Here is a 25,467-nt window from a genome sequence, read left to right as displayed (position 1 = left end):
GGTTACTCTCCTTCAACCCGCATGATGCTGGCGACACCCCGCACGGTGTCGAGCTTGCGCAGCGCCCCGACGGTCCCGGTGAGGGAGGCGTCGGACGCGCGGTGGGTGACGACGACGAGGGAGGCCTCGCCGTCCTTGCCCTGCTGGCGAACCGTATCGATGGACACCCCGTGCTCGGCGAACACGGTCGCGACCTGGGCCAGGACACCCGGTTTGTCCGCGACGTCGAGGCTGATGTGGTAGCGCGTGACGACCTCGCCCATGGGCGAGACCGGCAGGGCCGCGTACGCCGACTCGCCGGGCCCCGTTGCGCCGTTGAGTCGGTTGCGGCACACGGCGACGAGGTCGCCGAGCACGGCGGAGGCGGTCGGGGCGCCGCCGGCGCCGGGACCGTAGAACATCAGCTGGCCGGCCGCGTCCGACTCCACGAAGACGGCGTTGTACGCGCCGCGCACGGAGGCGAGCGGGTGGCTCAGCGGGATCATCGCGGGGTGCACGCGCGCGGTGACCGACGCGCCGTCCTTGGAGCGCTCGCAGATGGCGAGCAGCTTGATGGTGCAGCCCATCTCCTTGGCCGAGCGGAAGTCGGCGGCGGTGACCTCGGTCATGCCCTCGCGGTAGACGTCGTCGAGACGCACGCGGGTGTGGAAGGCGATCCCGGCGAGGATGGCGGCCTTGGCCGCGGCGTCGAAGCCCTCGACGTCGGCGGTCGGGTCGGCCTCGGCGTACCCGAGGGCGGTGGCCTCGTCGAGGGCCTCCTGGTACCCGGCCCCGGTGGAGTCCATCGCGTCGAGGATGAAGTTGGTCGTGCCGTTGACGATGCCGAGCACCCGGTTGACCTTGTCCCCGGCGAGGGACTCGCGCAGCGGGCGGATCAGCGGGATGGCGCCGGCCACGGCGGCCTCGTAGTAGAGGTCCCTGCCGTGCTCGTCGGCGGCCGCGTGCAGGGCGGCGCCGTCCTGGGCGAGCAACGCCTTGTTGGCGGACACGACCGACGCGCCGTGCTCGAAGGCGGTGGTGATGAGGGACCGGGCGGGCTCGATGCCGCCGATGACCTCGACCACCACGTCGATGTCGCCGCGTTTGACGAGGGCGGTGGCGTCGGTGGTCACGAGTGCCGGGTCGATGCCCTCGCGCACCCTGCTCGGGCGCCGCACGGCCACCCCGGCGAGCTCGACCGGGGCGCCGATCCGCTGGGCGAGGTCGTCGGCGTGCGTCGTCATGATGCGCGCCACCTCTGAGCCGACCACTCCACAGCCCAGCAGCGCCACCTTCAGCGGACGCGTACGCATCATCCGACCTCGTTTCCTCATACCGTCTACGGTGGGACCAGTCTCACTCACCGGACGGGGGATTCTCCCCTTAGTCCGGATCGTGAGACATCTATTTCATTTGTGCAGGGGCGGCGGACCGTAGATCTTCCACCCCCGCGGGCGGCAACCGGCCTCGGTCGCCGTCACCCGACGTCGAGACGCAGGAGATCGTCCTCCGTCTCGCGCCGCACGATCACCCGGGCCTCGCCGTCCTTCACAGCGATCACGGGCGGCCGCAGCACGTGGTTGTAGTTGCTCGCCATGGACCGGCAGTACGCGCCGGTGGCCGGCAGGGCGATCAGGTCGCCCGGTGCCAGGTCGGCCGGCAGGAACGCGTCCTTGACCACGATGTCCCCGCTCTCGCAGTGCTTGCCGACGACACGCACGAGCATCGGCTCGGCGTCCGAGGTGCGCGAGACCAGGGCGACGCTGTACTCGGCGTCGTACAGCGCGGTCCGGATGTTGTCGGACATGCCGCCGTCGACGGAGACGTACGTCCGCAGCCCCTCCAGCGGCTTGACCGTGCCGACCTCGTAGAGCGTGAACGCGGTCGGCCCGACGATGGCGCGGCCGGGCTCGACGGAGATCCGGGGCGTGCGCAGCCGGGCGGCCTCGCACTCCCGGCCGACGATCTCCGTGAGCGCCTTGGCGATCTCGTGCGGCTCCCGGGGGTCGTCGTCGCTGGTGTAGGCGATGCCGAGGCCACCACCGAGGTCGATCTCCGGCAGCTCGACGCCGTGCTCGTCGCGGATGGCCTTCAGCAGCCCGACCACCCGGTGGGCGGCGACCTCGAACCCGGACATGTCGAAGATCTGCGAGCCGATGTGGGAGTGGATGCCGATCAGTTCGAGCCCGTCCAGCTGCAGCGCCCGCCGCACCGCCTCCGCGGCCTGACCGCCGGCGAGCGGGATGCCGAACTTCTGGTCCTCGTGCGCGGTGGCGATGAACTCGTGGGTGTGCGCCTCGACGCCGACGGTGATCCGGATCTGGACCTTCTGCCGCTTCCCGAGGGACTCCGCGACATGGGCGACCCGCACGATCTCCTGGAAGGAGTCGAGGACGATGCGCCCCACTCCGGCCTCGACGGCCCTCGTGATCTCCGCGACGGACTTGTTGTTGCCGTGGAAGGCGATCCGGTCGGCGGGCATGCCGGCGGACAGGGCGGTGGCCAGCTCGCCGCCGGAGCACACGTCCAGGTTCAGGCCCTCCTCGTGCAGCCAGCGCACGACGGCACGCGAGAGGAAGGCCTTCCCGGCGTAGAAGACGTCGGCGTCGGCCCCGAAGGCGGTGCGCCAGGCGCGGGCCCGGGCCCGGAAGTCGGCCTCGTCGAGGATGTACGCGGGGGTGCCGAACTCCTCGGCGAGCCGGTTGACGTCGATCCCGCCGACGCCGACGACGCCGTCGGCGCCGCGCGTGACCGTCTGGGCCCACACCTTGGGGTCGAGGACGTTGAGATCGGCGGGCGGCGCGGAGTAGTGCCCCTCGGGAAGGACGTCGGCGTGGCGGGGCCCGGCGGGGTGCGCGGAACGGCTCATGACGTGACTCTCAGACTCTCTGTATCTCTCCGGGGCTCATGTCTTCACCGGCCCTCAGAGGTGTTCGGGTGCGTCGATGCCGAGCAGGGAGAGGCCGCCGGCCAGCACCGTCCCGGCGGCTTCGGCGAGAGCCAGCCGGGCCCGGTGGGCGGCCGAGGGTTTCTCCTCACCACGGGGAAGCACACAGGGCAGAAACGGCAGCACGGCGTCGGCGACGGTGACGAGATGCCGGGCAAGCCGATCCGGGGCGCGCTGGGTAGCGGCCAGGGCGAGGACGCGGGGGTGGTCGGCGAGGGGGGTTTGGAGGGGGGTGGGGGGGGGTGGTTACGGGGGTGCGCCGGGGAGCGCCGCCGCTTTGGGCTTCGGCTTCTTGGGCTTCGGTGCCCGTGTCGACGTCTTGGGCGTCGGTGCCGGTGTCGACGTCGGCCGCGGGGGCGGTATCGGCCGCGGGGCCGAGGGGACCGCCGTACGGCCGCCCGGCACCGTGACCGAAGCGGGCGTCACCGTGGGCCGTCGGCTGGTGGCCGGTCGGCTGGTGGCCGGCCGACTCCTGGCCGGTCGACTCGTGACCGGTCGACACCTGGCTGGTCGACACCTGGCTGGTCGGTTCATGAAGCGGGCCCGGTTCGGCGGTGAAGCCCAGGCGGGCGGCGTTGCGGCTGAGGGAGCGGATCCGGGCGTGGGCGTACCGGACGCGGAAGAGGGGGTTGCCCTCGCGCTGGACCAGGTGATCGGCGGTGATGCGGGGCCGGTCGTGCGGCGCGGGGTGGAGGAGGGCCCACTGGGCGGCGTCGGGACCGAGCGGCGCGGGGTCCTCGGGGGCCGGCACGGGCCGCAGATTGACGGGCTCGCCGTGCTCGACGGTGGCGCGTCCGCCCTGGGTGGCGACGATCCGTACGACCGCGTCGGCGACGACCTCGGCCCGCACCTCATATGGCACCCGGAGCGCCACGACCTCCCCGGCGAGGGCGTCACCGTGCCCGTACTCGGCACCGCGGGACCGGATCTCCCGCACGAGGGCGGTGAGGACGTCGGCCTGGTCGTCGAGGCTGATGTTGAGGAAGCCGGGCCCGGTGACGACGACGTCCCGCACCCCGTCCGCGTCGGCGAGATGCGGCCGCAGGATCTCGGCCACGCGCCGCGGGGGCTGCCCGGCCGGCCGGGCGAGCTGCAGGGCGATGGTGGTGGAGAAGTCCCCGCACCCGCCGGGCCCCGGTTCGGTCACCACGGCACGCTCGGGCACGGTCACGTCCAGCTCCCCGCCGTCGACAGCGCGACGCACCGCGTGCAACACGGTGCGGGAGAGCTCGACGGGGGTCACGGGACAAGCGTAGGGGAGGAGGGGGGTGGGCAGGCGAGGCGGTTCAACCTGCGGACGGTACGGGTCGCGGCGCGGGCAAGGGGGAGGTGTGACCTGCGGCCTGCCACGGAGGCGGAAGAGGAGGTCGCTCACCTATCAGGGCCGCGCGGCTCATCTCCGGATGCGGAGGTCGGGCGACGCAAAACGATGCACGGCACGCAACCGGCGGGCGACAGCTGCTCCGGCCGACAACGGCTCTGAGCGACAGCTGCTCTGGCGCTCTGGCCGACAACTGCTCTAACTGCCGAAGGGAACTTCGTCCGGGACGCCGTCGACGTCATGGCGCACGCTGTCGACGTCACGTCGCACGCCGTCGACGTCACGTCGCACGCCGTCGCCGTCGGAATGGGCACCGCCGTCGTCGTCCCCACCGCCGGCGGCCTCCGCGTCGGGACCGGCCCCGCCAGGACCGCGACGCCGGTGTCCTTCCCTCCCCTGCCCGTCCTGCTGATGCCCGTCACGGCGCCCGATCAGGTCCTTGACGAGGCGTACGAGCTCGGCGGGTTCGAAGGGCTTGGCGAGGAACGCGTCCACACCGACGTCGAGGCCGGTCTCGACCTCGTACTGCGTGCAGGCGCTGATGATGGCGAGGGGAAGGTGGTGCGTACGGGGGTCGGCGCGGAGTCGAGCGGCGGTACGGAGCCCGTCGAGGCGGGGCATGACGACGTCGAGGGTCACGAGGTCAGGCTGGACCTGGTGCACCACGTCCAGACACTCGGCACCATCGGCCGCGGTCACGACCTCGAGCCCTTCCAGCTCAAGGTTGACCCTGATCAGCTGCCGGATGACCTTGTTGTCGTCCACAACAAGCACCCGACCCGACACGCCTGGCACAACTCGAGAGTAGGTCCGCGCCGGCCACCGCGTCCGGGTTTTGCCTACTTCCACCCCGTACAGGGGACCGCCTGCACCGACCCGTCGAAACGGATTCCTGATCACCCCCGCGGACCTGCTAGTGTTCTACCCGTCGCCGCGAGCGAGCAGCTCAGCAGCCGACACGCCCCCGTAGCTCAGGGGATAGAGCAACGGCCTCCGGAGCCGTGTGCGCAGGTTCGAATCCTGCCGGGGGCACCCAGCATGAGGTGCCCAAAGACCCCGTCACCAGCGGAAACGCTGAGGCCGGGGTCTTCGCGTATGTGCAGGCGTGTGCGGCCTGGAGCGGGCGTATGCCGGGGTCTGTGGACTATTCGTGGACAGGAACTGAGCGCGTCTGCCCAGGTCACAGCGGCTATATCGGAGCGGACGCGGCCCGGCGTGCCGGTCCCCCACAAGATCCACGGCGCCGAATACGCTGCGCCTAACTGCCAGACGAGAACGGCTCTTCACGTCGCTCCGGACGGCACAGCCGCCGCATGCAGGAAGGGTGTGGCATGAGGTCTCCAGACGTACACCTACGTGAGATCACTGACGACAACCGGGATGCCGTTCGTGCCCTCCGCGTCCGCCGTGATCAGAAGCAGTTCGTCGCCTCCGTGTCCAAGTCTCTCAAGCAGGCGGCACAGCACCCGGAGGCCAATCCCTGGTACCGCGCGGTGTACGTCGGCGACGAGCCAGTTGGCTTCGTGATGCTGTCGTGGAAGCCGCCGGCTGGTCCTTACACAGGGCGGCACTTCATCTGGCGCCTGCTCATTGACAAGCACCATCAGGGGCGAGGGATCGGTCGAGAAACTCTCACGCAGGTCGCCGCCCTGGTTCGTGAGGACGGCGCCACCGAGTTGCTGACCAGCTACGATCCCGGCGATGGCGAACCGTGGCCCTTCTACCAGAAGTTCGGATTCGAGCCCACCGGGGAGATCGACGACGGCGAGATCGTGCTGCGGATCGTCTTCCCCGCTCAGTGAGCTCATGGGAAGCCGCAAATTCTGGAAGCCAGCCAGCGGCCGATGCCTTGCGACCGGCACACGACGAAGCCCCCGGCCCGCACAGGGACCAGGGGCTAATGGCTATGTGCCTCGTCACTCGTATTCGCGCAGTAACTCTTCGATCTTGCGGTTGGCGATTCCTTGCCGCCCATCAAGGCACTTGGCGTAGCGGCCCAGCAGCACTTCAACACTGTTGCCGGCACGTTCGGCCACCTCGGTCGGGTCCACCCCGGAGTTGAGCCAGGTCGACAGGGCCGAGTGCCGGAGGTCGTACGGTCGGGCGGCGAGCGGTGAGGCGACCACAGTCGGCGGTAGCGCCAGCGCACGGGCCTCCTGCCAGACGCGGTAGTACGTGGACGAGCCGACCACTCCCCCGCGCTCGTTGGTGAACAGCCGCCCGTCCTCGGCGGTGCCGAAGGTGTCGAGGTGCTGCCGGAGGATGGCGACAAGCTGGGGCGGAATCGGCACGATGCGGACCTCCTCTGCCGGCCGGTTCTTCAGGCCCCGGTCGTCATGGGTCTCGCCGGAATCCGTCCACTGCTTGCCGACACTGGGGCGCGTTCGATTCAGCAGGACTGTCCCCCAGCCGGTCTTGGGGAGCTTCACGTCCGCGTCAGTGAGACCGACGGCCTCAGCCGGACGCAGGGCACCGTAGTACATGAGCGCGAACAGACCGACGAGCCGACGGCCACGCGCACGGCCGTACCCACCGACGTAGGAAACCGCGGTCAGCAGGGACCGAGCCTGCTCGGGATTGGCGACCACACGAGGATCGACCTCTCCGGCAACCTTCGGCTTCTTCCAACGGATGCCCGTGACCGGGTTCTCGCTGAACTCCCCAAGGTCCACCGCGTAGTGCAGCGCGTTGACGAGGGTCCGACGCTTGCGCCGGACGGTCTCTGCGGCTGCCGCCGTCCCGTCGAGCTTCAACCTGAGCGAGTCCAGGACGGCCCTGCCAATCGCAGCGTCCCCGAGGTCCGAGAGGGGGCGCGACGCCTTGGCTACCCAGTGCAAAGCGTTTGCGACCTCGGTCGGCAATTCACGCTCGTCCGGGCCGGGAAGGACAAAGGCCCAGTTGCGAAGCGCCTTCCTGAGCAGTTCCTCGGACGGCTCCCCCGGGCGCTCGTCGAGAAGGGCCACCGTCACTGCAGTCAGCGCTTCATTGATCCCGTTGCGCGTGTTCGGCGCCGCGTGTGGCCACTTCATGGCGAGGTACTTCAGAGCGAAGGCGTACCAGGTCATCGAGGCCGCCTTCTCGACCATCGATTCCGGTAGCCCCGTCACCGTGTCGAACTCTTCGCCCGCATGTGTAGCGCGGAGCAGCTTGGACCGGTAGTGGTCCGCCAGTCCTTTGGTGCGAAATTGCTCGGAGAAGACCTTCCCGGCGACCATCCATCGGACGTCATAGGACGGATTCTTGGTATTCCGCTTCCGGACGCCCCACACCTTCACGTCGAGAGACTTCACGCCGCCGCCTCCAACTGACGCAGCCACGCGGCGAACTCAGCGCGCCAAATTCGGAGTTCACCATTAGGCAGCTTGAACGCAGCGGGTCCCTGCCCCAGTTCACGCCACCTGTAGAAGGTGCGGCGAGACACCCCACCCAGCTCCGCGAGGATCTGCGGGACGGTCATCAGTTCGTCGCGTCGGTGGTCCACGTCAGCGCTCCTTCCGTGTCGTCGTCTGCATGGCCTGCAGGGGCACTACTGCCGTGAGTGATGAGGTGCTCTGCCGCAGTTAGGCCCGTCCCGGCGAAGACCCAGTGGGAGAGGACGAGGACGGTGTCCGGGTCGGGCAGCGGGTGGCCGGCCTCGGCCGCGCGTTCGCGGGCCAGGGCTTCGTTGTGGTTGGCGCGTTCCTGGCGGAGGGCGCCGAGGGTGACGGAGTAGGCGCGGGACTTGGTGGAGAAGTGGCCGCGGAAGCCGAGCATGTGGGCCCACTTGCGCAGCCGCAGGTCTTCGAGTTCGGGGAGCGCGCCGAGTTGCCAGCAGGTGAGGATCATCCGCCGGGCGTGGTCGGTGACGCCGGAGCCGATCAGGTCCGTGATGGGGTTGCGGATGGGGCGGTCGAGGGTGCCTGCGGTCTCGGCACCCTTGGTGGCGTACTTCGCGATGTACGCGGCCACGGCGCGGCTGGACAGCTCCGAGGCACCCGCGAAGTCAGCCGAGCGGATGGGGCGGATGTCGAGCTGCTCGCCGAAGCGGAAGGCGTACGCGTGCCCGTCGAGGTCCGGGCCGGGCGTCTCGGTGAGGTGGGCCGCCGAGCGGATCGCGTCAGTGAGCAGTTCGGTCGTCGCCCAGGCCGGCGGCGCGTCTTCAGCACCGTCCGGGCCGTCGAGGCGGATGACGGCGTGGAAGTGGACGGCGCCGCGCCGCTGGTACTCGGCGACCTTGGCGTACGAGAGCTTCAGGCACTCGCGTAGGGCTGAGCGTCCGATGCCCGCGCGGGAGGCGAGCTGGTGGCGCAGGTAGGTGGTGAAGCGGGCCCACAGCGCGCCTGCGTGTGCGTTCCACAAGATGGCCGCGCGGTAGTCGTACCGGTCCGGGTCGAGCGGCGTGCCCAGGGCGGGGTCGTCCTCCAGGTGCCGCCGACCGCAGCGGCACCGACCGCCCGACGGCCGGTTGTGGACGGGTCCGAAGGAAGGGGCGGTGAAGGTGGCGAAGACGCGGGGGTGTTGGGCGACAGCCGGGCCGACGCCCTTGCCGCCGCTCAGGCCGGCCGTGACGAGGTGGAAGGTGTCCTTGCGGTACACCTCCGCACAGGCGGCGCACCGGGTGGCGCGACGGTTGTTGCAGCGGATGAGGAGCTGTCCGGCGGGGAGGTCGCGGTCCACGACCTCCCGGACGATCTCGCCGGTTGCGGCGTGGACGTCGAGCCGGTGGCCCTCCATCCGTACCGGCCGCTCGCAGCCGCCGAGGCGCTGGATCTGCCGTGCATAGGTGCTGAGCTCACCGTGCTGGGCGAGGGTCACCAACTGGCGGATGGCTCCGGTCGGAGCCGCGGGACGCATGTGCGGGTTCCTCCTTGAGAGCGGGAGTTGAGGACCCCGTCCGGCTTGTCCAGGGGGCTAGACACCGAGAGCAAGCCGGACGGGGCGGAGCGGATGAGGTCAGCGCCTGGTGAGAAGGGAGCGCGTTACGAGGGCGCAGACGGCCACAGAGGCGGCCGTGATGGCGACGGCGAGGAGCATGGAGACCAGGACGGCGCCGACGACCAGGACCACGGCGGTACCGCCGCCGACGAGGACGAGCATGGTGCCAGGGGTGAGCTGAACGGCGGGCCGGGTCGATACCGGGGTGACGGCGGCCGGCGGAGTCGGGGCGGCCGGGGAGATGGTGGTCGACTCGACGACGGCAGGCGGGGTGACCAGGCCGGTGGGCTGGGGCATGGTCGGGATGTTCGGGCGGAACATGGGTGGATCTCCTTTCGCGTTACTCGACGAGGGAGTCGATGACCGGGGCCAGCAGGCTGTCGGCGAGGAGGTAGCCGCCGAGGAGCAGCACGGCGATGAGCCACCAAGGCGGGCGGATGAGCTTGACGCCCAGGACCCCGATACAGAGCAGGGCGAGCCAGAGCGGGACATCCATGCGGCGGTTTCCTCTCAGGCCGAACAGCGGTGGGTGCGGGCGGCGAGTTCAGCGGCGGCACGGCTGTCGTACTCGGCGGAGAAGTCGCAGCGGGGCGCCGTGCAGGCGGCCAGATGGCGGTTCCTTCCGCGGTCGAGGTAGGAGGCGACGTTCACCGGGCCGATACGACGGACGTTGCGGAAGCGCCGGTGCATGGTGGTGCTCCTCTCAGAGGTGGGCGGCGACGGATGCCGTCATGGACGGGGGCAGGCCGAGCCGGGCGCGTACTGCGTCGGGGTCGGCGGGACGGCCGGTGGCCGAGCGGTGTTCGTCGGCCAAGGCTCGAGCGCGATCGACGAGGGCGGGCGGGAGTGCGACGGCGGGAACGGGAGCCGGGGAGGGCTCGGCGACCGGTTCGGCGACCGTGGCCGTAGCGGCGGGTTCGGGATCGTTGGACGGCGCCGGAAGCGCGTCCCGATCGGGCGCGTGGACGGTGGCCGGGGCTCGGTCGGCCGCGTCCGCACTGTCGCCCGGTGCGGCCGGCGCCTCCGGGCCGTGCGGGGCGTGAGCCAGGAGCGTTCCACCGAAGAAGGCGACGGCGGGCCAACCGGCGACGACGACGCGGAGCGAGGCGGGAACGTGGCCCAGGTCGAGGAGCCCCGCGGTGGCGACGTTGGCACCGAGGGACGCGGCCAGGGCGACCAGGAACCACAGCCGCGATCCCCCTGCCGGTCGTCCGACGCGTTGCTGGTCGCGCATCCGGCGCCAGGCGGCGACCAGCAGCAGGTCGACGCTGACCGGGTAGGCCCATGCCTTCCACCCGCCCTGTCCTGACGCTTCGGCGAGATCGTGAAGGTGGGAGAAAGACAGGGCCCCGGCGATGACCGCCTGCACGAGGACGGCGTCTACGCGGACCAGGTGGGCACGCATGGGCACGGCGTTCCTTCCGGTTTCGGGCATGGCGGGATAGGGACGTGGCGTGAGGCGGTCACGCCGGCCGTGGGAAGGGAGCGCGGTTACCCGGTCACCGGGCGGGCTGCGGGCGCGGTAGCGGCAGGCGAGGTCGGACCGGCGGACTCCACGGCGATGACGGGCCTGAAGGAGTCGAGCCGGGGCAGTTCCGGCACCAGGCCAGAGGTGTCACGGCACACGGCCGCCGCATCGTCGAGGGTCAGATGAGGTGAGCGGACGCGGGACCAGCCGCCAGAGGAGTCACCGACGATCGCGACGCCGGGACGTTCGGCCGGGATGGAGGTAGCGGCCAGGGCCGCCTCAGGGGCGATGTCGGCCAGCGCCATGTTCGCCGACGACTCGTCGTTGACCCGGTGGCAGACCCGTCCGGTCAACTGGGCGCGAAGCATGGTGGCGCCCTTGCCGAGTTCGGAACCGAAGCGCTGTCCGCACACCTCCAGGTAGATGCCAGCGGCGCGGCCGAGCTGGGCGAGGCGGATCAGCTTGGTGACCATCGCGTCCCGTCGCTTCTCGTCGTCCTTACTCGCGGCGAGGAAGAGTTCCGCCACCTCGTCCACGACGACCACGACCGGCAACGGCCGTACGTCATCCGGCAGCCCCCACACGTCGGACGTGAGCACGGCGTCCGGGCCGGCCGCGCCGCTAAGGCCGATGAGGCAGAACCGCGCCTCCATTTCCGCCAGCAGGGCGTCGAGGAGGTCGTTCGCCCGGTCCGGGTTGTCGGCGAGCGCGGACAGCCGGGGTGCGAAGGGGGCGAGTTCGACGCCCCATTTGCAGTCGATGCCGACGAGGACGACCGGTTGGCGGGCCAGGCCGCACAGCAAGTTGCGCAGGTAGACGGATTTGCCGGACTGGGTGGCGCCGAGGATCAGTTCGTGCGGCACGGTGCGGAAGTCCCTTACATGCCATCGGCCGTCTTCCCGCAGTGCGAGCGGCAGGCAGAGCGGGCCGGCCGACAGGCGGCGCCGGGAGGGCCGTACGTCGGCGAGTACGTCCCAGCCGACCAGCCGCAGTTCGAGCCACCCTGGTTTGGTGGGGTGCACGTAGACGGCGTGGGCGCCCCACGCGTGCCGAAGCCGGTCGGCCGAGGCGGTGAAGTCCTCGGGCGCCTGCCCGGTCGCCATGCGTAGGCGCATCACGAGTCCGGACCCGGTCGGCAGTGGGAACGAGTGGCGAGGCGGTACGGGGGCCGCCTGCCGCCCCATCATTCGGGCCGTGGCCCGGCGGACGGCCGACGCCGGTACCGTCAGGCCGCAGGCGTCCATGGTCGCCCGGTACGAGATGAGTACCCGCAGCGCGACGACCGGGTATCCGACGAGCCACCAGAACAGGACCGGCATCCGCCGGCGCAGCACCAGCAGCGCGACCAGGACCAGCAAGACCGGTAACAGCGTCTGGACGGTGTCGGCCATGGCGGTCAGCCCTGCACCGCGGCCGGGGCACTGACCATGACGGCGTCCGCCCGGTAGGCGATGCCGTGACGGGTGCGGCCGCCGAACTCACTCTCCTAGGGCCGGGCCACCAGGCCGGACAGGATGACCGGGGCGCCCATCACCAGGCCCTCACCGATGCCCTGTTCGGGAACAGTGACCTTGATCATGTCGGAGCCACCGGCCGCGATGAACACCAGCTCCAGCGTCATCAGCCGCTGGTTGGTCACCGGGTCCACGGCGATCTCACCGGTCTGCCGGTCCTTCACCTTGACCTCAGGCAGCTTGGTGACGAGGAGCGTCGCGGCCGAAGTGTCCACGGGGATTACACGCATTGTCTGTACCTCACTGGGTTGTCGACGCCCTTGTTGCTCGGCGCCATCCGTCTTGAATACCCCCCTAGACAGTCACGGGAGGAGCCCGCCTCAACTGTCTAGGGGGGTTGACGGTAAAGGTAGCCGACGGACCGTCAACTGTCTAGGGGGGTATACGTGCGTGTCTCAGGCCTGGGGGGCGAGCTACGACAGCACCCAGTGGAGGGCTGTCGCGTCGTCGCGCGCCTTGCCACGCGGCCAGCGCCGACCCTCGGGGTCATCGGCCTCGGCGGCACGTACGCGACCGATCAGCTCACCCGGGCCCGACGAGTTAAGGAGGCCCAACGTCGCTTTCCAGTCGGCGAGTTCGAAACTGTCGACGAGTCGTGTCGCGCCATCGCTCAGCAGCGTCACGGAGGCCAGTGAATCAAGCGGCACCGTCCCCGTCAGGGCGTGCTCGGCTGCCTGCGGATCGGGGCCGGCGATCCAGAAGCCGCCCGGCCGGTTACGCAGGCCGGTCAGGGCATCCCGGTATTCCGCTAGTGCAGCGGAGTGTGCGGGCGACCCCGTGGGCAGGGCGTCGACCGGTTCACGCAGGCGCTTTCCCACGTCGTCCAAACGCTGGTCGGTGATGGCGGAGGTACTCCCGTCCGTCTCGGCGAGGAGGAGGGTCGAGTCACCGAGCACGAGGTACTCCAGAGCTCCCGCCTCGGCCCGGACAGCGACGACCGTACTGGTCGGACTGGCCCGATAAGCCAGGTCGCATGTGTCCTCGTGCAGGGAACGGACCGTTCGGATCGAGTCGGCGAGGCAGTCGGCGAGCGGCCGGGCGGGGTGCGCCGCGACGTCAGCCAGCAGCAGCCCGCCCAGCGTGGAGGAGAACCAGGCAATGCCGTGCACGCATCCGGTCTCCGCTCCGGCCACGCCGGCGCCGTCAAGGAGTACGGCCGCGCCGAAAGAGGCGGCGGCGAAGTCCTCGTTTTCCCGTCCCGGGTCGGCCGGCTGCGAGCCGAGGGCGACGTTCACGCCGTCGCCTCCTCGTCGTGCAGGTAGAGGGGGCAGAGCAATTCCACGGATTGCGGCTCGTCGGTCTCGGGGTCGTACTCGACGCTCACCAGTGTGGAGAAGTGACGCTCGCCCACCTGCCCCCAGAGCGTGTTGAGGTCCGAGGTGAGCAGGTGGACCACGCCGAGGGAGCCAGCCGTGTGGATTCCGGCAATGGCGAGCACCGAACCGTTGCCGTCCGGTCGGGGCAGCCTGCCGAGGTACCCGACGTCGTGCGGGCGGCGCGGCTCGATGTCCGCCCCCGCGTGGTAGGCCGTGCCGGTGCACCGGTCCACCAGCGCCCACGGTTCACCTTCCGGGTGTTCCCAGCTGAGTACCGGGTCCTGGGCGTACAGATCTTTCATGGCGTCGGACATACCCGGCCCGCAGACGACGATCAGGCCATCACGGTTCAGGTCGATCTCACCGCTCACCAGCACGTGACCAGAGCTGACGGCAAGCCCGTAGGACTTGGCCAACTCCTCCAGTCGCTTGCCGGAGTTCATGTCGGCCATGGCGACGACCGGACGCTTCTTCTCGCCGTCCCACCGCAGCGGAGTCGCAACAGTGACGGCACCCGCACCAAGGAAGGCCCCCTCGGGTGCCGGGCCGGTGTGCCGGATCTGGTGGATCCGCCCACGGCTCAGGCCGGCCTTTTCGGCGATCTGCGCATAAGACAGCCCTTGGGCATGCAGGTCCTGGACCACACGGCGGCGAAGCCGGGCCAGTTCGGTCACCTCTTGCTGCGCGTCGGCCAGCCTCTTCGTGACCTCACGCAGGAGCAGATACGGATCATCGATCGCTGTGATCCGTTGCAGCTCGTCCGACATGACCGCACCTCCTAGAAGTACCCAGGAGTCTAGGGCCCTAGACGGAATGGACGGGAGGCGCCGTCCTGTACGAACGCCGACCACGTAGAACCGGGACCGCCGTCGAGGCACGCCCCGAGGACTCACCCGCCACCGCCCGATAGGCGGCCGCCGATCGCCGTCGAAAAGAGCGTGATCACACCCCCTCCCGAGCTAGCTCGGCCCACACGGAACGCCCGTCGGGCCAGTTCTTCACACCCCAGTCCTTAGCGCAGCCCGCGATCAGTAACAGTCCGCGACCCCCCTCCTCCTGACTGGCCCCGTCGCACAGGTGCGGTTCGCAGGCGCCGCCCTGGTCGACCACCTCGATGCGCACGACGTCGTCGCCGAAGCCCACGATCACGAGGAACCAGCCGTCGGCCGAGCCGCTCAGCGAGTGCCGTACGGCGTTGGTCGCCAGCTCACTCACGACCAGGACGGCCTCATCGACAGGGCCATGCTGTGCGGTGAGTGATGCGACGAAGTGCCGGGCGTGAGCCACTTCCTCGGCGAGGCCAGGGAAGGCGCGGCACCACTTAGTGAGCATGGGAAAACACCTCTGTTCGTCTAGGGGGCTAGACAGCGCAGCGGCAGCGTATTCCCATGCATGGCCAGCAGGCCAGGCATCTAGAGGAATTATTCCTCTACCGAGTGATTGCGGAACTCTTTCATCACCCGCAACAGCAGCTCGCGTACCTCATGACCGAAGACGGCAGCCCGCTCGAACTGACCGAACGTCTCCTCGTACGTGGCCACCTCGACAAGGTCGGCCAGCAGCTGTTCGCCAGTGAACGACTCGACAACGACCGCCTGTTGGTCGCACAGGGTGAAGCCGTGCCGCGGCAGCACCGGCACCGGCGTACGCCACGGGATGACCCCGAGCCGGACCGAATTGAGGCTTTCGATGGCCAGCAGCCGGTCGAGCTGAGCGAGCATCAGCGTTGGGGTGCCGGGCCAGGTTCGCAACACCGCTTCCGTCAGCACGAACACCGACTCGCGCCCCGGCTCGTACAGCACGGCCTGCCGTTCAACGCGGGCAGCAACAGCCCGGCCGACCGTCTCAGTCGTCGAGTTCGGTGCGCTCTGGAAGACGTGGCGGGCGTACTCCGCACTCTGGAGCATGGCCGGCAGGACCACGCACTGGAACGACCGCACCAGCCGAGCCGACCGCACAGCGTCATCGAGCACCGCCCCGGCGACTCCGTCATCATCAGGTGCAAGCCTTGCGTCTGCGGCAGCCTCGACGGCGACCAGGAGGTCACGCACCTCACGAGCCGACGAGTCATCAAGGCCGAGAGCACGAGAGAGCCGATCAAGGACATCGAAGCTCGGAACCATACGCCCGTTCTCCACCTTGGACACGGTTGGCTGCCCTACGCCAGCCCGTTGCGCCAACCCGGCACCTGTCAGGCCAGCTTCAGCACGCAGTCCCCGAAGACGCGCCCCAAGCGCCTTCATCCGCTCCTGTCGCTCACTCCCCATAGTCAGGGTTCTACACCACGGAGCAGCAGAGGCCGGATTGGGTACGCGAGCTGCAGTGATCAGCAAGGGCACCAAGCATGATTCAAACTTTCTCTACTGGTTCAAGGCGGCTCGCTCCGCTCCCCGCGCGCGGCCCGGCCCCCGGCCGGGCCTGCGCTCCTGCCTCCGTCCCGCTCCAGCCCGGCCGGCGCCCGTGCCGCGCTCTCAGTAATCAGCCGCCTGATGCCAGAGAAGGGTTATGTCGTGGCTGGGGCGGTCGGCTCCACGGCTTTAGGCAGCCACTTTGGCGCGAGCCTCGAAGATCATGGCCCCAACGTCGTGCTTTACCGGGCAGGTCTACAGACTGCCCGCCGCGCCGCAAGCTTACGGGGCCATGATTACTCGCACCAAAGTAGCTCCAGCCCAAAGCCGCTCCGCCAACCGCGTGAGCAAGCTCAGGTCTCTTCATCGGCCCACCCAAGCCGCAAAGGTCCCAGCGGCTGCTGGACCGCGCCATATAGCCGTGCGGCATCTCGGGCAGTGCTCATTCATCGCGCGCTGACAGACGCCCTCAGCTACGATGAGAGGGTGGAAGAGAAGAGTCTTATAGACTTTATGGCCCAGGCTTTCCGGAGCGAATTTGGCCAGCGATGGGACACTGTCGAAAGACGGTCGCGGGAAAGTGTCGACTTCCATGACGACCCAGCATATCTTGCCATCGCAAAAGATGCCGCCTCGATTGCGATCAGTAACGTTCTCTGGCATACGGCGCTAGGCGTCAGTCTACGAGCAAGTGAAGTAGCTTCGAGGATCTCTGGCAAGACTGAAGGTCAGGTCGAGAAAGACGTAGAAACCGGGTTTCTGGTGGGCCTGAAAGGCCGCCATGAAACTTTTCTGCCAATTTGGCAATTTAGGGACGACTTCTACGACCTCACACTAAAGGAGAGCGCCCGAGTCATTTTGGAAGTTTTCCGGAATCAGCTCGGCAAGACCTTTCGCTCAGACATCGTCATATCGTGGGCCGCAACCCCGCAAAGGGAGCTCGATGACCGGGCACCGCGGTCCATAATCGGTGAACCTGAGACACCGGGGAACCACGACCAAATAGAACTATTGAGTAAGTCAGCAAGCGTGACCGCTGGGAGGTTGTCCAGATGACTACCGAGGATCCCGTATTCACGGTCGAAGCGGATTACTTGCACTTCTATCGAATCTATCCGAAGGTTACGTCGCACGGCGATCCGGGAAGTGTCATTTGGTTTGGCTTCGCCGGTTACTACTATAACGACAAAACGAAAGCCTGGGATTTGCGTCCGGGTAACCGCTATGATCCCGTAAGGACGGTCAAAGATGGGAGCGACCCAGGAGGTACTTGCTACGTAGCGGACATGGCACTGGGGGCATTCGTGGAGGTGTTTGTTCGGCTAGGCGCGGTGGCCATAAGCGAGAGTACTGTTTTCCAGAACCGAATGGCGACCGTTTCACTGAACTCATCCGTGGATGTTTGCAATGTGATGTCCCCGGCAAATGTAGGCCTCCGGGGTATGGAACCCAACCTATGGAATGAGGTTGGGCCCCCTTACCCGAAAAGTCAGCAGTTCGCGAAGCAGATTCGAGATGAAGGCCTTAAGGGGATCCACTTCAGATCGGTTAGAGATCCTTCAGGCGAGCTTGAAAACGTGGCCACATTCAGCGAGAAAAGCGGACTGGATGTTGGAAATATGTTTCACGTTGTAGCCGATTACGAGATCCCTCCGAGCCTGATTGAATCGGCTGCAGACCGGTATAAGATCCAGGTTGCCAGGGATCCCTCAGGTCCTGCGGGATACTTTCGCCCTTAGGTCGGCACGTACAGCCCGAGTCCGGCAAATACCATCAGCAACCCGGACCCCTCGCGTTTGGTGAGGCACATGGGAATCCGCATGCACTACTCTTTTCGACGGGGATCTACCGGATGCGGAATCCTGCCGCCATTAAGGCACCGAATCAAACTTGACCGCCGCACGCGCTTGCACCTGACTCTTTCCAGCGCCTAGCGGTGGTTGCTGCACAGCAGTGGAGACAGACCTTTCGATGGCTGACTGACCAACTTGCCTGGCCTCAATGACCTCCCTGCTGAGAGTCTGGGACGAAGAGGCCGTGCCAGACGCATGCCAGATGGTACGGGGAACCGCTAGGAGCACCGGAGACTCAACACTCATCGCCAGGCGTCGGCCACGCCGGCCCTGCCGTAGTCGGAGCTACTCCTTCCCCAAAACTCTCAGCTTGGGAAGCTGAGGTGATCTAGCGCTCCTTAGCGGGGGTGACCTGCGGCAGAATGGTGCCCCTGCTCTGGTCGACGATATTGCAGCGTGGTCGAGGCCGGTGGGGGTACAGCGAGACATACGCGCGCCTGATCGGTCGGCGCACCCGCCGTCGTGGCTGACTGCCGTCGGCTGAGGTTCATGCGGCCCGTGTCGGAGGCGTCCGCCGTCGATCAACCGGCGGTCCGCGTGATCAGCTCTGGGCCGTCTCTGGGCCGTCCGAGGGCCCCCGATGCCGACCGGCGGCGACCGACAGGGACAGACGACCCCCAGCCGTCACCAGCGAACCCCAAGGTCACAGCCCCCCCGATCTAACTGGTCTCCTTCCAGGGGTGGCGGTCAGGCAAGATGGGATGTGTCTTGCCGTGAATGGCCATCTGCCCATCACGATCGACTGACTACGTAGCAGCGCAATGGCTGGCTGCTGCGGCCACAAACGCGTCCATGGCCACCCTCGACACCTCCGCCCTCGCCGTCAACTCCTCACTGTCTGAAGCCTCTCCGATGGCAATGGAGGCTTCGAAGGCATCACCGGCCAGGTGCACGGCTGGTTCCGGAACGCCCGCGAGCTTGAGCCGTAGAAGGCAAGCCCTACTCGTCGTGCGGGCCTCGAAGCAGGCATCCTTGGACTCTCGGTACGTGTCATTGTTGGTCCCGTAGTCGCGTCTGGTGGACCATCGCCAGATCTGCCGGCGGCGTAACTCCACGAGCGCCTCCGCCAGGTCGCAAATGGCCGTTCGTTGATCTTGCCGCTGACGGTCGCGACGGGCGAGCTCAGCAGCACGATCGGTATGACGGCGTTGAAGGAACCCGGTGACGACGGACCCACCGAGCGTGCCTAGGACTGCGATGAGCGCAACCAAGACGGCCTGCATAGCGATAAGTTCAGCGGCCCTGGTCGCTCTTGGCGAGAGCGCAACCGGCAGCGCGTTCAGTCACGCGACAGCGTATGTCTGTCGAATGTGTGTCGACGCTAGCGGCCCCAGCGCCCTCGGTACGCCTATAGGCACTGGTCAGAGGGTGCCGCGGTCCGGATTAAGCAGGCGCCTTCTAAGCACTCGCTGCGTCATGATCTACCGATGGACGAGTTCACCTGGCCCACGGGTCCTGAAGTGCCGACCGCGGATGCAGTGCTGGAGGGCTGGCCGGCGACCGTCGCAGCCCTGCCCGTAGGGGCCCACATCACTGGCGAGGTCATCGGTCGCCAGCCCTTCGGTGTCTTCCTGCGTATAGATGGCGTGCCAAACGCCATAGCGCTGGCGGAGATCACATCCATGCCGCTGGGGATGGACCTGCCGGCCCTCGGGGCCCTCGTCAGTGGTGAGGTCTTCTGGCACGCGGACAACCACCAGGTCAGGGTCCGCCTCGATGGGTGGCAGGCAGCCGACGAGTGATCGCCCCTGGGCCACTCCTGGGCCGTCCTGGGCCGTCCGAGGCCGACCAACGCTGACAGTCGGCGCCCACAGGTGACCACCCCCACCCCGCTCTGGCCTGGGCTCCCCGAGTTGATCTGCGACACTGGAAGGGTTATGCCGAAGCCCGGAGAACTGGTATGACGACGCCGGGCCGGCTGGCTACGGTGGTCCCGTGCTGGAAGAAGATGGGGGCCTAGCCGTTTGGCTGGAGTCGAAGCGGCTACTCGCCAGTCCTGAGCGTCACATCGACACTTTGCGGTGCCTGCTTGCCGAGGACGACGACGCGCTCCTGATGCACGACTACGACCTGATCAGTGATCCGCAGACAGTTGCCATCGTGAGAGCTCAGCAGCGCGCAGCGGGACAGCGCCGCCGTAGGCTGCGACGACTGGCGACGCGCCGACACTCCGCGAAGTGACATCAGCGGATGACATCAACGCCCCCGGACGGCAATGGACTGGAACAGCCACGGGGGCACCGGGAACCCTCGGCGTCATGAGCACGGAGCAGGCCGCACGGCCCGGTGAACGAACTCCTTAAAGCGAGTGTCAGCCCACCTGGCCGGCTCGAACGGGCCCGCCCTCCACAACAGGCCAGCGCTGCGAGTCTGCAGCTATCGCACCACGGTCGCTGGCGAGACGTGACGTGACAACGCCCCCAATTACACGCGATTTCGCTGGTGGAGCGCGGCCGTGGGTATCAGTCCCGGGCCTGCGTGAACCTGCGCCGACGAGCCGCCCCGGCCGTACTCGACTCCGGTGTATCAAGAGCCGTGGGCACCGCAGCTGGCGGACCGATCACAGCACGACGACGTCGTGACAGGAAGCGCAGCGGTCGTAGCCAGCGGTGGCGGGACCAGCCTGAGCCGTTGCGGAGTTCGGCATAGCGCACCACCGCGTCTGGGCTCTGAGTGCGGATCCACATCGGTCTGCCGACCATGATGCGCTCCGCTCCCGCCGATTCGCCCTCAAGGCGCCACCGGGTAGGGTCGAGCACGACATCGGTGTAAATCTCGGCGAAGAATTCGCAGTCGCCGGCGTGGCCGATGGTGAAGCCGCGTGTCTCTGGTCTGCCCACATGCTCGCCGCTGATGCTTGAGAAACCCTGGTCCAGGGCGATCTTCAAAGCCTCCACGGATCGCGCTTGCTCGTCGTCCCACTGGGAAGTGTTCTGCGTCCCCCGGCTTCGCAGGAGCTCCTCGATTGCCGGCGCCGCCGAGGACGTCCAGCCGTTGTCGAAGCCGTCGCTCGGCCCGAAGCCGCGGAGATTGTCCTTGCTACCGAAGAGGCAGAGATCGACCCGCCGACCGTTCGCGCTGCGAAGTTGGACATGCATGACGACGCCGCCCTGAGCGTGCCACGCAGCGAACTCCGCGAATTCGACCTTGCCAACACCTGTGATGTAGGAAGCTGGGGGCTCCGTGTCGAGATCTTCAACGGCGGCGGTACCGATGTGCCGCTTAACCCTGCGCGCCTCCTCAAGCCGGTTCCGGGTAACGCGCGTCTGTTGCCCAAAGCTGCTCTGGAGACCGGGCACGGACACGCCAACTGTCCAGGTCCGTCGCCCCGCGAGTTCGATTCCGTTCTCCTCGGCAACCCGTTGGATCGCCCGGTCGGACCAGTAGACATACCTACCGACCTCGCTACCGCTGGACACCATCCGACCTTGCCTTCCGTTCATCACATTTGCAGGGGCGCAGACGCTCATGCTGGCACCCCAGGCGTGTGGACTTCACTAGAACAGCAGGTTCGTCCCCCGGCAGTCCCGCCTACGCGCTTCAGATTCCACGACCAGACCACGAAGGCCGGGCCTGAGAAGCCAATTGGGAGAACCACGCCGCCTGGCAGCGGAACCGGATGATCAAGGCAGGGCTTCTCAAGCCGTACGAACGGCACGGTGCTCCCTGTGCACTCACAGAGGCAGAGTGGGCAGCTCACCATGCTCTTGCGTCCGTTCAGGGACGAACTCGAAGCTGAGGCTGCGGGGCTAGGTCACCAGCCCTACCCATCGCGGGGATGAGTGTCTAACTGCGTGACAACGCCGACGGACAGCGACGGACAACCGTGCACACCTGTGGACCATCGCAGCAGGTGAGAGGCACAGCGCCCCAAGGCCAGGCGCCTGCCCAAGTTGCTTCGGGACAAAGAGGTCATATCACCAGCGTCTTGGCAGTGGTGACCTCGGCCGGGGCGATGTCAGAACCCGATGAGAGCGTGTCCAGCGTGGACACACCCATGGCCCCGGACAACGGGGATGAGGAGCATGCCGTCATCGCCCACTTCCGGCTTGCTGCCGACGGTTTCGGCGACGCCGACCAACGAGAGCGGGTCTACGAGGCTGAGGAGGTGATGGCAGCCGCGGTCGAGGAGGCCGGTGTCGGGGAGGTCGACGGCAACGAGTTCGGAGGCGGCGAAGCCGTGCTCTACGCCTATGGTCCGGACGCAGATGCTCTCTTCAAGGTCATGGAGCCGACTCTGCGCGGTCTGCCGTTCAGGCCGGCGCACGTCGTTCTCAGGCGGGGCGATATCGAGTCCCGTGTCGACCTGTAGGCCTGCCAGGCCGCTGAGGGGAGGTGACGGCCGGGTGCTCGGTCCGGGCCGTCTCTGGGCCGTACGAGGCCAGCCGACGTCGACCGACAACGACAGAAGCCCACGGCATCTGAACTGGTCAGAGCCGTGGGCTTCCTCAGCCTCGCTGGTCAGCGAGACCCTTGATCAGTAGACCGGCATGTCAGGCCCACACACCGCGTGCCTGACGGCAGTGACGGCAACGCTGACGGCAACGACGGCGGGCGGCAGCAGCGTTAGGCGGCCCGGTACGGGAGCGGCACGGATCAATCAGGCTTCCCCACCACGGCGTGCCACCTTCTAAGCGCCTGGTCTCCCCGGCCACAGCACCGCTTTCCCACCCGGCCAGGCCCACCGATGGTTAGAGCGGATCACTCTCAGCGGCAGCAGGTAGCCTGCGGCGATCAGGTCGACGCACGGGAGGCTCCATGACAGCTACTGCTCTCACGAATCCCACTCGGTTGTGGACGGCGCAGGAGGTCTTGGACCGGGCAAACCCCGTCCCCGCGGCGTCCGGTGTGTACGGGTGGTACTTCGAGCAGGCACCCCACCCGGACCTGGTTTCCGGACGCCTGCTCTACGTCGGCATAGCACCGCGGTACATGGCGAACCGGACCAGCACGCAGAGCCTTCGAAGCCGCGTGCGCTACCACTTCCGCGGCAACGCTGAAGGGTCAACACTGCGGCTGTCTCTCGGCTGTCTGCTCGACCTGGAGCTGCGACGAGTGGGCAGTGGCAAGCGGCTGACGTTCGGCCAGACCGGCGAGGCCAAGCTCAGCCAGTGGATGGCGGACAACGCCCGCGTTTGTTGGGTAGAGCATGACGAGCCCTGGACGCTGGAGTCAGAGCTCATCTCACAACTGGACCTTCCGCTGAACCTGGACCAAAACCGCCACAATGCCTTCCACGCTCAGCTCAAGGAGATCCGAGCCAGAGCACGGCAGCGTGCTAGGGAGCTTCCCATCAGCGCGTAGAGGCCGACAGCCAGACATCACCGGTTGACGTCAACGACGATGAGCCGGAGCGCACAGGCGGTCACACCCCGGAAACTGATGCAGCACCACGGGCGCGTGCCGCACGTGGTTTGGGGCGTCAATCGAACTCCTAGAGCGGTGCTCATCCGTCGCGATCACTTCAGAGCCATGCACGCCGTCCGTGATCGACCCAGGATTCCTGGGGTCGGACTCAGCCTGCTGTCTGAACGGCTCCCAGAAACTCGGTCCACGAGGGCGCCTTCTGGCCGGGCAGGGCGTGTTTCAGGCTGAGTTGCAGTGTGCGGCGCAGGGGATGGGGGGAGTGCATGATTGCGTCATTCCGGGCCGCGAGGCGGGCGAGTTGGGCTGGGGTGGGCAGTCGGTCGCTCTTGGCTCCGTTGCAGGTTGCATGTGCGGGGGCAAGGTTCCACAGGGCGTCCAGATCTGGACCGTGCCAGGAGCCGACGCTGTCGAAGCGACGCATCAGGGAGAACGGGAAGACGTGGTCGACGGCTATGGCTTCCCCCGGGCCCAGAACATCCCCGCAGATCAGGCAGCGGCCGTGTTGAAAACCGACCGCGGCGTCAACGATGCCGGTCACCGAGCGGCGTCGGCGTTTATCGGTGATTTTAAGGGTGTCCCAGTCGACCGTGACACCCTCCTCGACGAGGCTGCGCCCGACGCCGGCAGCGAAGGAGCTCTCTACGATGCTCCAGCGCGCACCCAACTCAGCAGCCAAGCTCGCTGCTTGCTCCGACTGCGCCAGTCGCAGCAGGTCAGGAGTCAGGCGCACGACACGCTGCCGTCCCGTCCCTACCAGCTCGTAGAAGGTGTGGGCCACCGCAGTTTCACCACGGAGATTGTGGAACTTCTGCATCACCATCATCGGCATGGAACGCACTGCGGCTGCCAGCAGACGCTCGGTGGGCCAGCCGGCCTCCAGCGTCACGGCTCTCTCCTGTTCAGCGACGGTGAGAAAGTCTTTCTCGCCCAGCTCCACCGTCTGCGGCGCCTGCGGGTCCTGGGCCAAATGCTGCACCAGGCCCAGGCTGTAGGCGGCGGCGAGCTCGGCAAGGGAGATCTCCTCTCGCCCGGTCCACCCGAACTCCAGCAGAGCCTGCCCGAGAGCAAACTTGTAGGTGCGCGAGTTGGCCCCCATCAGCACCGCCAACCGCCACGACGCGCGCGCCGAGGAATCCTGGGCGTAGAAGTCTCGCCCGCTCACTCGCCCCCCTTGCGCAGTACAACCGTCTGCCACCACACCTCGGCACGGCCGAGCCGGTCCGCGCCCTCCCCTACCAGTCGCACCAACCGCAGCGCCGCCCGCTCCCCGTCTTGCACGACCTCCTCCGCGGGCACATCGAACATCACCCGGTCTGTCGGCGGGACTCCGCGCCGAAGCGAGACGACCAGCAGCCCCGCCGGAGCCAGCAGCGTGGCCAGCCGCTCCATCGCCTGCCCACGCTCGGCCGACGCCAGGTGCATCCACACAGCCGACAGCAGCACCAGCTCAAAAGGCCCTTGCAAGTGGGACAGTGCGGGCAGCGAGTCCTCGAGCCAACGGACGTCGTCGCACGGGTTGAGGCTCTGCGCGACCTCCCGAAGCTCACGGACCGGCTCTGCCGCCACCACCTGGTAACCGCGCTGTGCGAGTGCCACGGCGTCCCGCCCAGTGCCAGCACCTACGTCCAGCACCTTCGCCGGCGCCGGCGGAAGCAGATCCAACACCCCACCATGCACTTCCTCGAACGTAACGCTCCCATACCTCTGCCCCAGCACTTCGGCGCGCTGCGCGTAGTAAGGCTGGACGCCCGCCGCGGGCTGGCCCACCGCCGACGACTCGCCGAGGTGAGGGAAGTTCTCGCCTGTACCAACCATGGCCTCAAGCTACGGGACCGCACCGACAACGGTCGACGCATGAAGACGAAGGGTGGGTAAGGAGTCACTCGGCACCTCGGCAGACGTGCCAGAACCGTGCCAGGTGGTGCGGGCAGCCATAGGCAGCACCGAGGAATGCAAGCCGCGGACGTCAGGCGTCGACACCGCTACGCCGCAGGTCAACAATCTTCCCGCCCCTGAAGCACCCAAGCTTCTCAAGCGGATGTCATCTCACCTGGAGCTAGACACCAACCCCGCATGCATCTTCTGGGTGTCACGGTTTGCCGCTCGTCCGGGCTGCAGCGCTGGGGCGCCGGTCCCAGCCGAGCGGCAGGGCCTTGAATCTCAGCGGCTCGCAGCGCGTCCCGTTGCGACAGTTGCTCATCAGTAGCTGGCCCAGTGCGACGCGCCCCTGTGGCGCATCTGGACGAAGCTCGAGTAACGACTTCCTTCACGGGTTCAAGGCGGCTCGCCCCGTTCCGCGCTCATAGCAATCAGCCGCCTGATGCCAGAGAAGGGGTGCGTCGTGGCTGGGGCGGTCGGCTCCACGGCTTTACGGAGCCACTTTGGCGCGAGCCTCGAAGATCACGGCCCCAACGTCGTTCTTACCGGGCAGGTCCAGAGA

Annotated in this window: 25 protein-coding genes, 1 tRNA gene and 2 pseudogenes; 7 read left to right on the top strand and 21 right to left on the bottom strand. The window is 67.7% G+C overall.

What is annotated here, in order from left to right; all coding sequences use genetic code 11:
* Positions 1–2: 2 nt before the first annotated feature.
* From N8I86_RS25790 to N8I86_RS25770, 5 genes and pseudogenes are all read right to left on the bottom strand, one after another.
* Complete coding sequence (locus N8I86_RS25790) at positions 3–1,295, bottom strand: homoserine dehydrogenase (RefSeq protein WP_073889558.1); 1,293 nt, start codon at positions 1,293–1,295, stop codon at positions 3–5.
* Between the two features lie 161 nt (positions 1,296–1,456).
* Positions 1,457–2,848, bottom strand: coding sequence for a diaminopimelate decarboxylase (gene lysA, locus N8I86_RS25785; RefSeq protein WP_263278821.1), 1,392 nt, complete (start codon positions 2,846–2,848; stop codon positions 1,457–1,459).
* 54 nt (positions 2,849–2,902) lie between these two features.
* Positions 2,903–3,115, bottom strand: a complete 213-nt coding sequence (locus N8I86_RS25780; protein WP_263280154.1) for a DALR anticodon-binding domain-containing protein — start codon at positions 3,113–3,115, stop codon at positions 2,903–2,905.
* Positions 3,015–4,169 (bottom strand): DALR anticodon-binding domain-containing protein, encoded by a 1,155-nt coding sequence (locus tag N8I86_RS25775; protein ID WP_263278820.1) that lies wholly within the window; start codon positions 4,167–4,169, stop codon positions 3,015–3,017. The genes N8I86_RS25780 and N8I86_RS25775 overlap by 101 nt, the downstream gene beginning before the upstream one ends.
* Before the next feature lie 411 nt (positions 4,170–4,580).
* Positions 4,581–5,096: pseudogene (locus N8I86_RS25770) on the bottom strand (response regulator); the annotation flags it as partial.
* A gap of 111 nt (positions 5,097–5,207) precedes the next feature.
* Here N8I86_RS25770 and N8I86_RS25765 point away from each other — a divergent pair.
* Both N8I86_RS25765 and N8I86_RS25760 read left to right on the top strand, forming a co-directional pair.
* A tRNA-Arg gene (locus N8I86_RS25765) sits at positions 5,208–5,279 on the top strand.
* A 401-nt stretch (positions 5,280–5,680) separates the two neighbouring features.
* The gene (locus tag N8I86_RS25760; protein ID WP_263278819.1) at positions 5,681–6,049 is read left to right on the top strand and encodes a GNAT family N-acetyltransferase; all 369 of its coding nucleotides are present in this window, start codon (positions 5,681–5,683) and stop codon (positions 6,047–6,049) included.
* Between the two features lie 114 nt (positions 6,050–6,163).
* Here the strand turns inward: N8I86_RS25760 and N8I86_RS25755 are convergent, their stop codons facing one another.
* From N8I86_RS25755 to N8I86_RS25695, 13 genes and pseudogenes are all read right to left on the bottom strand, one after another.
* Positions 6,164–7,537 (bottom strand): tyrosine-type recombinase/integrase, encoded by a 1,374-nt coding sequence (locus N8I86_RS25755; protein WP_263278818.1) that lies wholly within the window; start codon positions 7,535–7,537, stop codon positions 6,164–6,166.
* On the bottom strand, positions 7,534–7,704 hold the full coding sequence (locus N8I86_RS25750) for a helix-turn-helix transcriptional regulator (RefSeq protein ID WP_263280153.1): 171 nt from the start codon (positions 7,702–7,704) through the stop codon (positions 7,534–7,536). Before N8I86_RS25750 ends, N8I86_RS25755 begins: the two co-directional genes overlap by 4 nt.
* Positions 7,704–9,080, bottom strand: a complete 1,377-nt coding sequence (locus N8I86_RS25745) for a replication initiator (protein ID WP_263278817.1) — start codon at positions 9,078–9,080, stop codon at positions 7,704–7,706. Before N8I86_RS25745 ends, N8I86_RS25750 begins: the two co-directional genes overlap by 1 nt.
* A 99-nt stretch (positions 9,081–9,179) precedes the next feature.
* A complete protein-coding gene (locus N8I86_RS25740; protein WP_263278816.1) occupies positions 9,180–9,482 on the bottom strand; it encodes a SpdD-like protein in 303 nt (100 codons plus the stop codon).
* 19 nt (positions 9,483–9,501) lie between these two features.
* Positions 9,502–9,657: a hypothetical protein gene (locus N8I86_RS25735; protein WP_263278815.1), complete on the bottom strand. Its 156-nt coding sequence runs from the start codon at positions 9,655–9,657 to the stop codon at positions 9,502–9,504.
* Between the two features lie 14 nt (positions 9,658–9,671).
* On the bottom strand, positions 9,672–9,851 hold the full coding sequence (locus N8I86_RS25730; RefSeq protein WP_135789794.1) for a mobile element transfer protein: 180 nt from the start codon (positions 9,849–9,851) through the stop codon (positions 9,672–9,674).
* A 13-nt stretch (positions 9,852–9,864) separates the two neighbouring features.
* Entirely contained in the window at positions 9,865–10,566 is a 702-nt protein-coding gene (locus N8I86_RS25725) for a DUF2637 domain-containing protein (protein WP_263278814.1), read from the bottom strand.
* Between the two features lie 86 nt (positions 10,567–10,652).
* The gene (locus N8I86_RS25720) at positions 10,653–12,020 is read right to left on the bottom strand and encodes an FtsK/SpoIIIE domain-containing protein (protein WP_263278813.1); all 1,368 of its coding nucleotides are present in this window, start codon (positions 12,018–12,020) and stop codon (positions 10,653–10,655) included.
* 5 nt (positions 12,021–12,025) lie between these two features.
* Positions 12,026–12,373 (bottom strand): annotated as a pseudogene (locus tag N8I86_RS25715) (SCO3933 family regulatory protein).
* 183 nt (positions 12,374–12,556) lie between these two features.
* Positions 12,557–13,378, bottom strand: coding sequence for an integrase (locus N8I86_RS25710; RefSeq protein ID WP_263278812.1), 822 nt, complete (start codon positions 13,376–13,378; stop codon positions 12,557–12,559).
* A complete protein-coding gene (locus N8I86_RS25705; RefSeq protein ID WP_263278811.1) occupies positions 13,375–14,226 on the bottom strand; it encodes a sigma factor-like helix-turn-helix DNA-binding protein in 852 nt (283 codons plus the stop codon). Before N8I86_RS25705 ends, N8I86_RS25710 begins: the two co-directional genes overlap by 4 nt.
* Before the next feature lie 175 nt (positions 14,227–14,401).
* Positions 14,402–14,791 (bottom strand): ATP-binding protein, encoded by a 390-nt coding sequence (locus N8I86_RS25700; protein ID WP_263278810.1) that lies wholly within the window; start codon positions 14,789–14,791, stop codon positions 14,402–14,404.
* 89 nt (positions 14,792–14,880) lie between these two features.
* The gene (locus tag N8I86_RS25695; protein ID WP_263278809.1) at positions 14,881–15,726 is read right to left on the bottom strand and encodes a helix-turn-helix domain-containing protein; all 846 of its coding nucleotides are present in this window, start codon (positions 15,724–15,726) and stop codon (positions 14,881–14,883) included.
* Between the two features lie 567 nt (positions 15,727–16,293).
* On the opposite strand from N8I86_RS25695, the gene N8I86_RS25690 reads away from it, so the two are divergent.
* From N8I86_RS25690 to N8I86_RS25680, 3 genes are all read left to right on the top strand, one after another.
* Complete coding sequence (locus tag N8I86_RS25690) at positions 16,294–16,863, top strand: hypothetical protein (protein ID WP_263278808.1); 570 nt, start codon at positions 16,294–16,296, stop codon at positions 16,861–16,863.
* On the top strand, positions 16,860–17,546 hold the full coding sequence (locus tag N8I86_RS25685) for an RES family NAD+ phosphorylase (protein ID WP_263278807.1): 687 nt from the start codon (positions 16,860–16,862) through the stop codon (positions 17,544–17,546). The genes N8I86_RS25690 and N8I86_RS25685 overlap by 4 nt, the downstream gene beginning before the upstream one ends.
* Positions 17,547–19,087: 1,541 nt before the next feature.
* A complete protein-coding gene (locus tag N8I86_RS25680) occupies positions 19,088–19,402 on the top strand; it encodes a S1 domain-containing protein (protein WP_263278806.1) in 315 nt (104 codons plus the stop codon).
* Between the two features lie 720 nt (positions 19,403–20,122).
* On the opposite strand, the gene N8I86_RS25675 is transcribed toward N8I86_RS25680, so the two are convergent.
* The gene (locus tag N8I86_RS25675; protein ID WP_263278805.1) at positions 20,123–21,130 is read right to left on the bottom strand and encodes a DUF7019 family protein; all 1,008 of its coding nucleotides are present in this window, start codon (positions 21,128–21,130) and stop codon (positions 20,123–20,125) included.
* A gap of 515 nt (positions 21,131–21,645) precedes the next feature.
* On the opposite strand from N8I86_RS25675, the gene N8I86_RS25670 reads away from it, so the two are divergent.
* Together N8I86_RS25670 and N8I86_RS25665 are read left to right on the top strand one after the other, a co-directional pair.
* Positions 21,646–21,972, top strand: coding sequence for a hypothetical protein (locus N8I86_RS25670; protein ID WP_263278804.1), 327 nt, complete (start codon positions 21,646–21,648; stop codon positions 21,970–21,972).
* A 446-nt stretch (positions 21,973–22,418) separates the two neighbouring features.
* Positions 22,419–22,964 carry a GIY-YIG nuclease family protein gene (locus tag N8I86_RS25665; RefSeq protein WP_404830830.1) on the top strand — a complete coding sequence of 182 codons (546 nt, stop codon included), beginning with the start codon at positions 22,419–22,421 and terminating at the stop codon, positions 22,962–22,964.
* Positions 22,965–23,175: 211 nt separating this feature from the next.
* On the opposite strand, the gene N8I86_RS25660 is transcribed toward N8I86_RS25665, so the two are convergent.
* Positions 23,176–24,189 (bottom strand): HNH endonuclease family protein, encoded by a 1,014-nt coding sequence (locus N8I86_RS25660; RefSeq protein WP_263278802.1) that lies wholly within the window; start codon positions 24,187–24,189, stop codon positions 23,176–23,178.
* Positions 24,186–24,842, bottom strand: a complete 657-nt coding sequence (locus N8I86_RS25655) for a class I SAM-dependent methyltransferase (protein WP_263278801.1) — start codon at positions 24,840–24,842, stop codon at positions 24,186–24,188. Before N8I86_RS25655 ends, N8I86_RS25660 begins: the two co-directional genes overlap by 4 nt.
* Between the last annotated feature and the right edge of the window lie 625 nt (positions 24,843–25,467).

This window comes from Streptomyces albidicamelliae, assembly GCF_025642175.1.
GTDB classification, from domain to species: domain Bacteria; phylum Actinomycetota; class Actinomycetes; order Streptomycetales; family Streptomycetaceae; genus Streptomyces; species Streptomyces albidocamelliae.
Note: the sequence above shows the minus strand (reverse complement) of the source record. Positions and strands in the feature narration are given on the sequence as shown.